Raw genomic sequence first — 13,510 nt, 5'->3', positions numbered from 1 at the left:
TGCCGGGGTGCTCAGGCGGTACATCACCGTCGCACCCTCGCGATACGAGCTCACGATGCCCGCCCGACGCAGCACCGCCAACTGCTGGGACAAGTTCGACGCCTCGAGGTCGATCTCCGCCAGCAGCTCACGGACCGGCCGTGACGTCGTCACCGGCCTCCAGGAACTCCACCGCGGTCATCAGCCCGCGGTGCGCACGAGCCAGGTCCTTGGAAGCGTCCTCGTAGATGACGACCGCCACGCACTGGCGAACGGGTGTCGTGATGCTCATGAGATGCCTCCAACGTGCCGAGTCGCCCGTGTGGTGACCCCGTCGTGGTGGGAACCCGAGCGCATGGTGTTCGCTTCCACCCCGCCGTGCGCGCGCTAGCTCCTCAGCTGGACCCGGGCATCGACTGCCCGATCCCGGCCCCACCCGCCCCCGCGATGCCAGGATGGCAACAACGGCGCGATCCGCGCCCACTTTGAGCAACTCAGCTGGCAGCCCAGAACGGGACGTACCTGCGGTTGCGATACCCCGCAGCTGACCAGCCGAGAACTGCGCCGGTGCGTCGTCCACGCTCCACGGGTGCTCACGGCGTACCTCGTGCCGGTCGGTGGGCCGGCGCACCAGCGCGCCTACCCACGCCGTGTCGCCGGCCACCACCTCGGCCAGGAAGCGGGCCGATGCGTCGTCGTCGGGGGCGAAGTGCGCAGGCGTGTACATGAGCGCCGTCGTCGGCCCCGGGCGTGACGGCGCGACCGTCACTCACCCCACCGCGAGGTCAGGGCCGCCTGTTCCAGCGTCGTCGCATGACCGTCCTGGTCTCGCTCGCGCACCAGCTCGCCGGCGATGGTGTAGCGCGGGGCGTTGTGGGGGCTGCGCGCGGCGTGTCGGACGATCTCGTCGACCAGCGAGGTGACCATCTGCAGGCGGGGGTAGCCGGAGTGGAGGGCGTCCGCCTGGGTGTCCGTGACGAACTCTGAGCCGGCGCCGAAGTCCAGTGCGACGCCCTTGCGTGTGAGGTACGCGAGGGTGCCCCGACGTTCGGCGATGCCCGACGACGAGTGCAAAGCGATGGCCTCCCACACCAGGTCGACGCGGCGCGTGTCGACCCCGTTGTCGGTGAGGAAGGCCGCGCCGAGGTCGGCACCGTCGACCTCGAACCGCTGGTTGCCGCTGGCGGCCGGTGACGTGCCGAGGTCATGCAGGACGCAGGCGAAGAACAGCAGGTCAGCGTCGAAGTCCACCGAGGGTCGGAGCCCCTCGTGCACGGCGAGAAGCTCGGCAAAGAGGTAGCTGCGGATGCTGTGGTTGGCCACAGACTCGGTCTCGCAGGCGCGGACGTACTCAACCGTGCGGACGGCCAGAGGAGTGGTAGGGAGAGCGGGAATCGTGTTCATGGCACGACCGTAGGCAGCGCGCCCGGTCTCCGGGAGTGGCACCGATGCCCACTCTCGATAGGATTGCGCCATGCCTCCGTTCCACCGACCGCACCGGGTCGCGGTGCTCGCCCTGCCGGGCGTCCTCGCGCTGGACTACGGCATCCCGGTCCACACCTTCGGCAACTGGACCGACGGCCCGTACGCGGTGACCGTGTGCACCGAGACACCTGGACCCGTGCCCGTCGCCGACGCTCCGGCGCTGCTCATCGAGCGCGGCCTCGACGTCCTCGCGCGCGCTGACACGATCGTCGTACCCGGTCAGGCGCGCCCGGTCCCACCGTCCCCGCAGGTGCGCGAGGCGCTGGCGACGGCTGCTGCGCGTGGTGCCCGTGTCGTCTCCATCTGCACGGGCGCGTTTGTGCTCGCCGCCGCGGGGCTGCTGGACGGGCGTCGCGCGACCACCCACTGGCAGCACGCGGCCGCCCTGGCACGCGACTACCCCGCGGTGACCGTGGAACCGGACCTGCTCTACGTGGACGATGGTGCTGTCCTCACGTCGGCAGGGGTCGCCGCCGGGATCGACCTGTGCCTGCACATCATTCGCACCGACCTCGGCGCGGTGGCGGCGAACAACCGCGCGCGGGCGATCGTCGCCGCTCCGCACCGCACCGGCGGGCAAGCCCAGTTCATCGATCGCCCGGCACTCCCGCGGCGCCCCGGCCCGCTCGACGGTGTACGTGCGTGGGCGATCCTTCACCTCGACGAACCACTCACCGTCGACCAGCTGGCGCGCGAGGCGTGCCTGTCCCGTCGGACGCTGATGCGCCGGTTCCACGACGAGACCGGACAACCGCCGATGAAGTGGCTTCTCACCGCCCGCATCGACCGCGCACGCGAGCTGCTCGAGGTTTCCGACGCGCCCATGGAGGTCGTGGCCCGCTTGTCCGGTCTGGGCACCCCCGCGAACCTGCGGGTCCTGTTCAGGCGCGCTGTCGGGGTGGCGCCGAGTGCGTATCGCCAGCAGTTCCAGCGCGGGGCGGGATGACGCAGACACCGTCGACGCAGAGCCCGGCGTCGACGTCACCGACCGCCTCGAGATGACCGAGACCGGGAAGCCCCACCGTCGCCCGATGGACCCCGGCGGCGTCAGGCTCGTGCGGTGCGCCACTCATCGGGACTGCTCGACCACGCGCGACTCCACCGCGGACGCCTCCACCACGGCGTCCCGGGCGGCACGCTCGAGCGCCGTGGCGAAGACCTCCGGGCTCTGCGCGCCGGACACCGCATACCGGCCGCCGATGACGAAGAACGGCACGCCGCTGATCCCGATCTCCTGCGCGAGGGCGATGTCGTCCTGGACCGCGTCCGCGTACGTGCCGTCGGTGAGCACCTGGCGCATCGTCCCCTCGTCGAGGCCGACCTCGGCACCCAACGTCACGAGCTCGTCGACGTGCCCGACGTGACGACCCTCTTCGAAGTAGGCGCGGAACAACCGCTCGACGAGCTGCAGCTGCTTGCCCTCGGCCTTGGCGTGGTGCATCGCCTGGTGGGCGAGCAGCGTCTTGGTGTGGCGCACGGCATCGAAGTCGTAGCTCAGTCCCTCGGCGGCCGCCAGCTCGGCCATCCGGCCCAGCATCTGCGCAACCTTCACCGCTGGCATGCCCTTGTGCGACGCCAGGAAGTCGACCTCGCTGCCCTCGAAGTCCACAGGGGTGTCCGGCGAGAGCTCGAAGGAGTGGTACTCGACGGTCACCTCGCCGCCGAAGTCCCGCACCGCGCTCTCGAACCGCCTCTTCCCCACGAAGCACCACGGGCAGGCGACGTCGGACCACACATGCACGTCGACGGGGCTGGTCTCGGTCGCGGGGCGGGTCTCAGCTGTGTCCACCGAAGCTCCAACCGGCGCGGTGGCGCGGGCATTCCGGGAGCACCTCCGTCCATCGACCACTGCTGGACCGCACGTGCGCCAACCTCTCGGTACCCTGGGCGCCGTGACCGACTCCCTGCCTCCGTGCCCGACGTGCTCGAGCGAGTACACCTACGAGATGGGCGCACTGCTCGTGTGCCCCGAGTGCGCGCACGAGTGGGAACCCACCTCTGCGGACGAGGCCTCCGAGCCCGACAGCACGGAGACCGTCGTCACGGACGCCGTCGGCAACGTCCTGGCTGACGGCGACACGGTGACCGTCATCAAGGACCTCAAGGTCAAGGGAAGCCCCACCGCCATCAAGGTGGGCACCAAGGTCCGCAACATCCGCCTGATCGACGGCGTGGACGGCCACGACATCGACTGCAAGGTGGACGGGTTCGGGGCGATGCAGCTCAAGTCCTCCGTGGTGAAGAAGGTCTGACGCCGCGTTCTCGGCGGACCCGAGCCCGTCTCGCGGCTGTGCTCGTCGACGACACGCCTCGCGGTCGACCGGTCGAAACGGCGGGCCGCCCTGTGGCGCGACGAAGACCGCACAGACGCTCCCCGGATCGAGATCAGCGTCTACCACCTGATCCCCACCATGGCCCTGCTGACCGGCTCCTCGCAGACGCACTGGACCTGCCCGAAGCGGAGGTCGTGCGCGCGCTGACGACCTAACCGGCCCACATCAGCGGGAGAGTTCCGGTGATCGACTGGATGGCCGGCCGGTCTGCGGCCGCGGCGTTTGGGCGCTCGAGGTGAAGCGGCTCACCACCTACGTGTCGAGGAAGTCCCATTCGCTCCCGAGGACCCAACGCAGCGCGGAGAGTTTGCCGTTGAGCATGCCGAGCTCGAAGTCCGTGTAGGGCCCGAGCTCACCGGGCTGCACATAGGTTTCCTCGACGCGCTTCCGTCCCGAGCCAGCGATCGCAAGCAGCCGCTCGACTGCGGCCCGGTCGCCAGCGTCCTGCAACCGGTACTCGTGCTGGAGCGAGCGGTGGTACCAGATGCGATCGAACATCTGCTTCTCGGCATCCACGATTTCGTCCAGCCGCCGTGGCTCCTCGACGAAGTAGGTGTCAGCGAACAGCTCCTCTATCTCGTGCTCGAAGTACGCGAGGAGGAGATGGTTGAGCCCGTCGACGCCGAGCGCGTACACCGACCCCTCTCGCGCGAAGATTGCGGCGATGTCCGGATGGGGCTGGCGCTGGTCCCCACCCTGCAGCGAGAAGTCATCGCTGTTCGAAGTGACGAACGCATGCGGCTCGCGCGCAAGGTCAGCGCCGTCGATAGCGGTTGCGTACAGCTCGATGAGCAACGCGTCTGCAACGCTGTTGCGCGACCGGTGAAACGGCGCCTGCTTCGCAAGGCCGCGTTCGACCACAGCACGGCGGTTCGCATCGGTCGGTGTCACGACCCGCCCGGCGCGCAGCAGCGCGAGCACCTCGTCGAAGTTGCGGGTCGTCATCGCGCCGATCAGCGGCACATGGCGGGCGAGATCCTCGATGACATTGAACGCATGCTCATTGCCCGTGCCCCCGTAGTCGTCCAAGTCCTGTCTGATGAGCTTGAACCGCTGGGCAACGCTAGCCGTCATCGAGGCCTCGATCCGCTCCCGGTTTCGCTCGAACTCATCGACTACGAGCGAGGGCACGATCAACTCGACCTCACCTTGATGGATGAGGACGCGGAGGGCGACGATCCACCGCTGCCCGTCACGCCGCTTGGACACGTCAAGCCACGTCGACGTGTCAACGAGCAGGTGCAGCATGCGTCCCAAGGTATCGGCCACCGAGTTCCACCCCTTCCTCGCGGACGCGGCTTCGTCGGCCAACGTGTCGGCGTCCCGCGTCTGCGGGTCCAGCAGCCCTGCTAGACCGACTGCTGGCACGCGTGCATCAACCGCCCCTGGGCACCCTCGGTGCGTACGCCATATGGACGTCATTGCACGGCGCCCGGCGTCAGCTCCTGGTCCAACGTCCGCCTGGAACCGGCGCCGTACGCGCCCGTCCGGCGGCAAGCCATGTTGACCATCCGTTGACCACAACGCCAGAGGCCCTCCCTCCCCGAAGGGAGAGAGGGCCTCTGACCTGCTGTCCTACTAGTAGCGGGGGGATCACCGGATCCTGCGACCGACCTCTGAGGCGTCGCGCATCGCCGCAGGTCAGCGGCACGTGCATGGGCATCTGCACACCTCTTGAGCGGCTCACCCCACGATCGAAGCACACGGGCGGACACGACGTGATCGCCGATCACCTGTCCCTCGCCCCAGCACTTGGGCCTCTGTCAGCCCCAGGCGACTCAGTTCGCGATCGCCCGCTCCCTAGGGTGGGTCGGTCGTCGAAGACCGATCGCGGGTCACCCAACAGTGCGCATTCCACGACTGACGCGCACGACCTGCACGGTGATGATGGCGAACACACCGGCCACCAGTGCGAACAAGAACCTGACCAGCACTTCTCCGGTGCCATCGAGCGGGCGAGCCTCGGCGGGAACGTACGGCGATCTGGCCTCGGTCACCTCAAACTGCGCCTCACTGGTCACGGGAGCTCCCTGGGGGTCGAAGTAGTACTTGGCCGTCACGGTGACGCGGCCGATCTCCGAGGCGACGTAGCTGACTTGAGCAACACCGTCCTTACCCGTCAGCACCTTGCCGAGGAGGATCTTGTTGCCTTCACCGGCGAACATCGGCGTGCTCGCGTAGAAGTACACCGACGCGTCGGCAACGGCCTGGTCGGCGGAAGTGACCGTCGCCGTGACGTCCACTTCCGGGCCGGCCGACGCTGCCGTCACGGCGATCTGTGCCGGGTCCGTGACCGCCCCTTCAGCGGACGCCGGCTGCGCGCGCCCGATACCAACCGCGAACAACCCGATCAACAACAGGCCGCCTGCCACCACGGCAGCCTTGTGCCCACGAGGCGCAGGTTCGGGTGCGGCGTCGCTTTGCGCGGTCAGCCCGTCATCATCCGAGAGCTCCTGGATCTCGTCGACTGCCAGCAGCGGGACGACCCGGAAGAGAAGCATGAGCAGCAGCGGTATTGCCGCGGCGCCTGCCAACGTGACGGCGATCGAAACCCAGGTGAAATGGAAGTAGTTGTCGAAGGACATGGTCAGTCGGTCGTAGCCCGCAGTCTCGACCACCATGATCAAGCGCTTGATCCACATGGCTATCACCACCAGCACCGACGCGACGACCATGCCTGAGATGGTGCGGGTTCTCGGCAGAGAAACCAGCAGTATCGGAACGATCGTTCCCGCGCCGAGGAAGAGCCAGAACCACGCAGCTGCGTGACCCAACATCATCTCATGCACGATCTCGACCGGTCCCTGTTCCCCGACATAGGCGCCGGGGAGGAGGTCGGCGAAGGTCAGGTAGATGTACAGCGCCCCGAGGGTGGCCATGATGTAACCGAGGCGAACGAAGTGCTTCGCGTTGATCAGGGCTTCGAGGTGGTATCCCTTGCGGAACCCAGCGATGACCAGGATCGCCAGGGCCACACCCGAATACAGTGCCGCAATGACGAAGTAGGGTGCCCAGATGCTTTCGTGCCATCCGGGCCGACTGACCAGGGTGAATGCCCACGCCAGTACGGAGTGGACAGACACGGCCAAGGGGATGATGAGGATTGCCATGGCCACCATCGCCCTATGGAGCACACCGCGCTGACTCGCCGAGCCCATCCAGCCCAGCGACACGCGCTTGTAGAGCCACCGCCGGGAGCGGCCGAGGTCATCCGGGTGCGTGCCGAGCAGGATGGCGGCGTCCGGGATGAGGGGCAGGACGAAGAACACCAGCGTGGCGATCGTGTAGGTGATGATCGCGACGAAGTCCCAGAACACAGGCGATGCCGGGTTGGCGTGCGTGATCATCCCCAGGACACGGTCCGGTCGCCCCAGGTGCGGGAACACGAAGGCCGCCCCGATGAGCACGGTGACGAGCGCCATTCCCTCGGACATGCGCGCCAGTGGGGTGCGCCAGGACGCGCCGGTGAGCAGAAGGATCGCCGAGACCACGGCGCCGCCGTAGGAGAACCCGATGAAGGTCACGACGTTGGCGATGTAGATCGCCCAGAAGGATGAGTCGGAGTAGCCCGCCACCCCCATCCCTTGCTGCAGTTGCACGACCCAGGCGAAGACGCCGAACCCTACGATGATCGAGAGAAGCGCGATGGCGACCCAGAACTTCACGCTGGCTCCGCGCAGAGAGCGCAGGGCACTGTCGATGACAGTCGATTCTTCAGTGAACCTGCTCATGACACACCCTCCGAGGGTCCACCGATTGGCTGGCCATGTCCTGGGATGTAGAACGTGCGGGGGCTGGTACCCAGCTCTTCCTTGAAACGGACCGCGTTGCCCTCTTTCAGGAAGGCCGAGAGTCGTACCGTCGTCTGGCCATTGACGGCGACGTCGGTCACCAGGTCCCCGATGTAGTGCACGCCATTGGGACACGCCTCGACGCAGGCAGGAAGCTCCTTCGCATAGGGCATGCGGTCGGCGCACAGGACGCACTTGCCGACGGTTCCGATCTGGTTCGACGGGAACTCCGGGGTGTTCAGAGACTGAGTCGGCATCTTGTTGGTCGGCGCGGGAGACTCCCAGTTGAAGTACCTGGCCTCGTAGGGACAGGCAGCCATGCAGGCGCGGGACCCGACGCAGGTCTCCTGGTCGACGAGCACGATGCCCTGCGGGTTCGTGAACGTGGCGCTGACCGGGCACACGGCTTGGCACGGCGGGTTCTCGCACATCTGGCAGGGCACCGGCATGTAGTGCTCCCCGCCGTGCTCATCCGGCCAAGACAGGACGCGCATCCAGGTCTGCTCGGGAGGGAGGCCGTGACGGGTCTGGCAGGAGCTCACGCATTTGCGCTCGCCGGTGCACTTGCGAAGGTCGACGACCCGGCACCACTGGTGCTCCAGGCTCGGGTCCATGATCGCCTCGGCCGCGGCCGCCTCGTCGCGGAAGGCGATCAGGCCCAGGGCGCCGCCGGCGGAAGCCACGCCCGCCGCGCCAAGGCTAAGGAGCAGGTTGCGCCGCGACAGGTTGCCCCGGTCGACGCCACTGTCGATCGTCGGGGTGAGTCCCAGATCGGCCCGTGGGCCGATCGCCAGGCCCTCGCTTGGCTTCCGCTTGTGGATCTGCATCACGCACACTCCAGAGAAGAGAATTGGTTCCACCGTCTCGGTCCCTGACGTCGGGGTGCGCGGCGGACGGCCGGGCTGTTGGCGGGGGCCGGCCGGCCCCCGCCAACGAGTGGGCGCTACTCGGTGACGGTGATCGTCGCCTTCATGCTCTCCATGCCGGGTGCGGAATCGGTCAGCTCGAAGGTGCCCGCCTGCGTGGGAATGACGGACAGGCTCGTGGTGACACCGGCCTCGACGTCAGCCGGCTTGGCCAGGCCGCCGGTGCTCCAGCCCCCGGTGCCGGTGACCTGCCATAGGGCTGCGGTCTTCAGGAAGTCCGCCATCTCGTACACGTGCATCGTGCTGCCCGCGTTGACGAACGTGATCGTGGCGGGGACGCCGACCTTGAGCGCGGTGTCCGTCGGCTCGAAGAAGTGCGCTTCCTCGGTGTCGCCCATCGTGATGGTCACGGCCGTGGCCGTGGCGTCCCAGGTGGGGATGGCCGCGGCGAGCATGTCGGCCGCTCCCTCAGGCTCGCCGACGGTGCTCAACTTCTCGATTGTCGGTTTCGGCGTGGTCGGGACGGCACCAGTGACGGTGACCGCGCCGGTCATGCCGTCAACGGGCGTGCCGTTCGCGGCGAGTCCGGTCATGTCGTACGTGCCGGGCATCACGGGAACGAGGAACAGCTCGACGGTCTGTCCGGCCTTGACGAAGATCTCCTTGAAGAGGATGAGCTTGATCTCAGCGCCGGACTCGGTCTTGCGTACCGCGGAGCTGCGGAAGAAGTCCTTCATCCCGACGCCCAGGTCAACCGAATCGTTGTTGGTGATCGAGATCTGGTAGGGCTCGCCCGCCACCAGGTCGAGGTTGCTCGGGTTGATGGCCCCGCCACCGAGGGTGATCTCGGGCTTCTTGGCGGAGTCCCAGTTCGCGGCCTCCTTGAAGTCGCCCGGATTGGCAACCCACTCGTCGGCGGCGAGCGCCGACGTGGCTGCCGGCGCTGCTTCGGTCGACGCCGCAGCGGCGCCCGCCTTCACCTCACCGGACGCGGTGCTCCCGCAGCCGCTGAGCACCAGAAGTGCCGCCGATGCCAGTGCGACGACCCCGAGGGCGCCACCCTTCCTATTGCTCGGCACAATCGCCACAGCGTCCTCCATCACTCGGTTGCCTCGAGACGTTCGAAACGTCCCGTTGCCGGATCGCACGCAATGGCAGAGCCCCTGGCGCGATTCCGATCTGCATCGATTCTCTTCAGGGAAGCAGCGCTGCACATCGGCGCTTTACGCAGAGTCGCTCAGCATTTCCACCGTTCGCACCATAGGTGTTATTGCCTAGCAAGCCACGGACCTGTGGCCACGTGATCGCGTGCGGAAGGGCGTATCTTCAAAGTCCGGCAGCATCGACGCAAGATGCGGGAGCCGCGCGAGACGGGTGAATAGGTGAACACAGTCATGGTGCGTGAAGACCACGTAGCGGTGCTCATCGTCGATGACCACCCGCTGTTCCGGGCCGGGATCCGCGACCGGATCCAGACCGCCGACGACTCCATCGTGGTGGTCGGCGAAGCCGGGAGCGGGCAGGAAGCCTGCGACCAGATCCGAGCGTTGCGGCCAGCGGTCGTGCTGATGGACATCGCCATGCCGGGCATGAACGGGATCGAGGCGACTCGGATCATCGCAGGGTCATGGCCAGAGGTCGCCGTGATCATCCTGTCCGTCTACGACGACGACCAGTACGTCCAGGCCGCCCTGAAGGCCGGCGCCAGCGGCTACCTCCTCAAGACCGTCGAAGCTGCCGAACTTCGGGAATCGATCGTGCGGGTGGCACGAGGCGGATCCGCCCTGTCGCCCTCCGTCATGCGGACGGTCCTCGGCCACCTGTCAGGGACCCAGCCACGACCGCTCAGGCTCAGCGAGCGCGAACGGCAGGTGCTGGAACTGGCTGCTCAAGGCGCCACCAACAAGATCATCGCCAAGCATCTCGTGCTCAGTACCCGCACGGTCGAAGCGCACATGCGCAACATCTTCGACAAGCTCCACGTCACGTCCAGGACTGAGGCTGTCACTCTCGCCCTGCGGATGCACTCGATCCGACTCCCCGATGCCTCGTAGCACTCCGCTCAAGCCGCGGCACTGGCGAACCTCCACGGCTGTCGGCTGGGTCGGGCGGCTGCAGCTACCCATACGAGATCCCCGGTTCTGGGTGATCCAGATGCTCGTGCTGGGCATCGACACCACGCACCTGCTCCTGGAGCGTGAGCCGCTGCTGCTGGCCGAGTCCCAGTTCTACCTGCTCTCGGTGTCGATCCTCCTGGCGCCCGTGGTGTACGCCGGCATGAGCTTCGGGGTGAGGGGGGCTCTCCCGACGACGATCTGGGCACTGGTGCTGTCGGCACCGGAGATCTACGGACACAGCGCAGAAACTCGCGTCGGGATCTTGGTCCAGTTCGCCATCGTGCTCATGATCGCGTTCATCGTCGGTCTGCGCGTGGATCGGGAGCGGGCAGCGGCCGGGGCCACGGAACGGGCCAACGCCCGGCTGTCCCGACTCAATGCGACCGCGTCGGCAGTGGCCCACTCACTCGACCTCGGCCAGGTGGTGCACGAGACGTTGCGTGCCAAGCTCGATCGCACAACACGTCAGGTCGCATGGATCGAGCTACTGCCGGGACGAGACTCACCGGGCGTCACAGTGATCGATGCGAGCCAAGTCGAGGTGCCCACAGAGCTCAACCAGGTTCAGAGCGGACTCACCCTCGCAGCCTGTTTCAGCGGCCAAGTACAGCGGGAATCCGGTCCGGGGACTGTCGCCCGCACTGCTGTCGTCCCGCTGACCTCCGACGGGGACGTCGTCGGAGCCCTCGGCGTGACGTACCTGGACGAGGCGATCCCGCCTGACGAGTACCGCGTGCTTGAGGCAATCGGCAACCAGCTGGGCACGGCGATGAGCAACATCCGTCACCACGCGAGCACGCGCGAGGGGCTCGAAGCCCTGTCGATCGCCAATGAGAACCTCGAGATCTACATCGAGCTGGCCACCGAGGCGCAGGAGGAAGAGCGGAAGCGCCTGTCGCGCGAGCTGCATGACGACACCATGCAGTCACTCGTCCTGACGCTGGCGCAGATCGACACGGCAACGGCCGCGGAACTGCCCACCGATGCGCGTACTCGTCTTGCCGCAGCGCAGGGGATCCTCACCGAGACCCTGGACAACGTCCGTCGGTACTGCCGGGACCTGCGCCCCTCCCTGATCGACGACCTGGGCCTGGTCGACGCCGTCGACTGGCTCGTCGGCGACCTCCGGGCGCGGGCAGGTCTGACCATCGATCTGGTCGTCCATGGTGCCCGCAGCCGCCTCAGTGGCCGGGACGAGCTCCTCGTCTTTCGAATCGTGCAGGAAGCGCTGCACAACGTGGAACGCCACGCCCATGCATCTCGGGTCCAGGTCACGATCCACTTCGGCGGCGGCCAGATCGTTGTCGAGGTTGCGGACAACGGCCGCGGTTCAGTTCCGGTCAGTCGGACCGGTCAGAAGAAGGTGGACTACGGACTAGGGCTTCGCGGCATGCAAGAGCGGACCAAGCTGCTCAGAGGAAGCCTGGTGATCGACAGCAAGCGCGGGCAAGGAACCAGGGTGCAGCTTTCCGCCCCCCTCGCGCTCACTCACATGAGCGCGCATGCCGGTGAGTCCGAGGCGAGCCGGTCGACATGAGCACGCACACTCGTGAACGGCCCAGACACACACATGTGTTGCGTCTGTCGACGCCCAGAATCGAGCCTCCAACCTCCCCAGGCGACTCAGTTCGCGTCGGGACGCGTCAACGGGCGGCCGCGCACGGGGCAGCACCACTCAATGGGGCGCTCCCGGGTGAAGGGCGAGTGTCGGTAGCCGCGCCTTACTCCCGGCCCTCCTCCAGCGGGACGAGCATCGTCCGGAACGGGCCCCGGGAACCGTGGAGTTCCCAGATGCGCTCGGCCACGCCGTCGATACCGTTCTCGAGCTGAAGCTTCGGGATGCCTCCGGGGATCACGAGCTGGACGACACGGACACCCTCGTCCTCAAGTGCGTCGTGGAGCATCTCGCCATACGCGCTTTCGGCAGGGAACGCGATCGACGTGCCCGCGAAGTCGCTTCGCGCCTTCACGGACGTGCCGCCGTTGATCAGGATGATGCTGCCGTCGCCCGCCGTCCGCATCGCGGGCAGCACTGATCGAACCGCGTGGATGAGCCCCAGGGCCGAGAACCGTAGCGCCTCCAGCGCCAGCTCGGGCGTCATCTCGAGCACCGGCTTGAGGTACTCCCGAGAGGGCAGAGGGCTGTACTGCAGCACGGCGATTGGGCCCAGCTCGGCCACAGCACGCGCGAGGGCGACCTCGAGGGAGGCGGGGTTCAGTACATCCGCCGCGTAACCGCGCGCGATTGCGCCGCCGTCCTGGAGCTGGGCCGCCAACTCGTCCAGCTTCGCCTGATCCCGAGAGATGAGCGCGATCGAGAAGCCCTCGGCACCGAACTTGCGCGCGACCGCGGCTCCGAGGCCCGGTCCGGCTCCGATGATCGCGATGGTGGGCATGGCCGTCCCTTTCCGAAGAGTGTGTCTGGTCGACGATAGCCCGAGCCCCGTGGAGCATGCCGCGAATCACACGCACGACCGTCAACGAGGAACGCCGGTGGCTCTGGGGTCGAGCGCCGCGGTTGGTCGGCGGGTGGGGCGCGACAATGTGGCCCTCCCCTGCGCTGCCGTACACGTGCAGCGTCTCCCAGCGATGGTGTCAGCGCCAGGCGAGGTGGGCGTCGGCGGGGAAGTTCTTGCCTACATCTGGTGATCTGCCGTCCGCCACCCGCTGTTGTGACGTCCTGCGCAGCCCGTCAGCGGGCGCCCATAGAAGTCCGCTGACGGGTCCGCTTGCCCGCTCCGCGTGGCAGGCGGCAAGCCATGTTGACCATCCGTTGACCACAACGCCAGAGGCCCTCCCTCCCCGAAGGGAGAAAGGGCCTCTGACCTGCTGTCTTACTAGTAGCGGGGGTAGGATTTGAACCTACGACCTCTGGGTTATGAGCCCAGCGAGCTACCGAGCTGCTCCACCCCGCGCCGGTTCCACCACTCTACGGCACG

13 protein-coding genes, 1 tRNA gene and 1 pseudogene are annotated in these 13,510 nt (G+C 67.3%); 4 read left to right on the top strand and 11 right to left on the bottom strand.

Annotation, left to right across the window (positions count from 1 at the left end; genetic code table 11):
• The 4 genes and pseudogenes from VFW79_RS16030 to VFW79_RS16015 all read right to left on the bottom strand — a co-directional run.
• On the bottom strand, nucleotides 1-153 hold a 153-nt coding region (locus VFW79_RS16030), incomplete at its 3' end, for an ArsR family transcriptional regulator (RefSeq protein WP_329678285.1).
• Entirely contained in the window at nucleotides 128-271 is a 144-nt protein-coding gene (locus VFW79_RS16025) for a hypothetical protein (RefSeq protein WP_329678286.1), read from the bottom strand. The genes VFW79_RS16025 and VFW79_RS16030, both read right to left, overlap by 26 nt.
• A gap of 297 nt (nucleotides 272-568) precedes the next feature.
• A pseudogene (locus VFW79_RS16020) lies at nucleotides 569-706 on the bottom strand (hypothetical protein); the annotation flags it as partial.
• Between the two features lie 38 nt (nucleotides 707-744).
• Nucleotides 745-1,383, bottom strand: coding sequence for an HD domain-containing protein (locus tag VFW79_RS16015; RefSeq protein WP_329678282.1), 639 nt, complete (start codon nucleotides 1,381-1,383; stop codon nucleotides 745-747).
• A 70-nt stretch (nucleotides 1,384-1,453) separates the two neighbouring features.
• Here VFW79_RS16015 and VFW79_RS16010 point away from each other — a divergent pair, with 70 nt between their 5' ends.
• Complete coding sequence (locus VFW79_RS16010) at nucleotides 1,454-2,410, top strand: GlxA family transcriptional regulator (RefSeq protein ID WP_329678281.1); 957 nt, start codon at nucleotides 1,454-1,456, stop codon at nucleotides 2,408-2,410.
• Between the two features lie 123 nt (nucleotides 2,411-2,533).
• Here VFW79_RS16010 and VFW79_RS16005 read toward each other — a convergent pair whose 3' ends face one another.
• A complete protein-coding gene (locus VFW79_RS16005) occupies nucleotides 2,534-3,253 on the bottom strand; it encodes a DsbA family oxidoreductase (protein WP_329678280.1) in 720 nt (239 codons plus the stop codon).
• A 103-nt stretch (nucleotides 3,254-3,356) separates the two neighbouring features.
• On the opposite strand from VFW79_RS16005, the gene VFW79_RS16000 reads away from it, so the two are divergent.
• The gene (locus tag VFW79_RS16000; protein WP_329678279.1) at nucleotides 3,357-3,716 is read left to right on the top strand and encodes a zinc ribbon domain-containing protein YjdM; all 360 of its coding nucleotides are present in this window, start codon (nucleotides 3,357-3,359) and stop codon (nucleotides 3,714-3,716) included.
• 333 nt (nucleotides 3,717-4,049) lie between these two features.
• Here VFW79_RS16000 and VFW79_RS15995 read toward each other — a convergent pair whose 3' ends face one another.
• The 4 genes from VFW79_RS15995 to VFW79_RS15980 form a co-directional block, all read right to left on the bottom strand.
• Nucleotides 4,050-5,045, bottom strand: coding sequence for a PIN domain-containing protein (locus VFW79_RS15995; RefSeq protein ID WP_329678278.1), 996 nt, complete (start codon nucleotides 5,043-5,045; stop codon nucleotides 4,050-4,052).
• A 587-nt stretch (nucleotides 5,046-5,632) separates the two neighbouring features.
• On the bottom strand, nucleotides 5,633-7,528 hold the full coding sequence (nrfD, locus tag VFW79_RS15990; protein ID WP_329678277.1) for an NrfD/PsrC family molybdoenzyme membrane anchor subunit: 1,896 nt from the start codon (nucleotides 7,526-7,528) through the stop codon (nucleotides 5,633-5,635).
• Nucleotides 7,525-8,415, bottom strand: a complete 891-nt coding sequence (locus VFW79_RS15985) for a 4Fe-4S dicluster domain-containing protein (protein ID WP_329678284.1) — start codon at nucleotides 8,413-8,415, stop codon at nucleotides 7,525-7,527. Before VFW79_RS15985 ends, nrfD begins: the two co-directional genes overlap by 4 nt.
• A 116-nt stretch (nucleotides 8,416-8,531) precedes the next feature.
• Entirely contained in the window at nucleotides 8,532-9,668 is a 1,137-nt protein-coding gene (locus tag VFW79_RS15980) for a hypothetical protein (protein WP_329678276.1), read from the bottom strand.
• A 168-nt stretch (nucleotides 9,669-9,836) separates the two neighbouring features.
• Here VFW79_RS15980 and VFW79_RS15975 point away from each other — a divergent pair, with 168 nt between their 5' ends.
• Both VFW79_RS15975 and VFW79_RS15970 read left to right on the top strand, forming a co-directional pair.
• Entirely contained in the window at nucleotides 9,837-10,508 is a 672-nt protein-coding gene (locus VFW79_RS15975; RefSeq protein ID WP_329678275.1) for a response regulator transcription factor, read from the top strand.
• Between the two features lie 100 nt (nucleotides 10,509-10,608).
• Nucleotides 10,609-12,108, top strand: a complete 1,500-nt coding sequence (locus VFW79_RS15970) for a GAF domain-containing sensor histidine kinase (protein ID WP_329678283.1) — start codon at nucleotides 10,609-10,611, stop codon at nucleotides 12,106-12,108.
• A gap of 184 nt (nucleotides 12,109-12,292) precedes the next feature.
• Here the strand turns inward: VFW79_RS15970 and VFW79_RS15965 are convergent, their stop codons facing one another.
• Both VFW79_RS15965 and VFW79_RS15960 read right to left on the bottom strand, forming a co-directional pair.
• A complete protein-coding gene (locus tag VFW79_RS15965) occupies nucleotides 12,293-12,967 on the bottom strand; it encodes an SDR family NAD(P)-dependent oxidoreductase (protein WP_329678274.1) in 675 nt (224 codons plus the stop codon).
• A 445-nt stretch (nucleotides 12,968-13,412) separates the two neighbouring features.
• Nucleotides 13,413-13,486 (bottom strand) — tRNA-Met (locus tag VFW79_RS15960).
• Between the last annotated feature and the right edge of the window lie 24 nt (nucleotides 13,487-13,510).

Origin of the sequence: Cellulomonas sp. (assembly GCF_036279715.1) — a bacterium.
Lineage (GTDB): Bacteria > Actinomycetota > Actinomycetes > Actinomycetales > Cellulomonadaceae > Cellulomonas_A.
The sequence above is the reverse complement of the archived record's forward strand: the minus strand, read 5'-3'. Positions and strand labels throughout refer to the sequence as shown.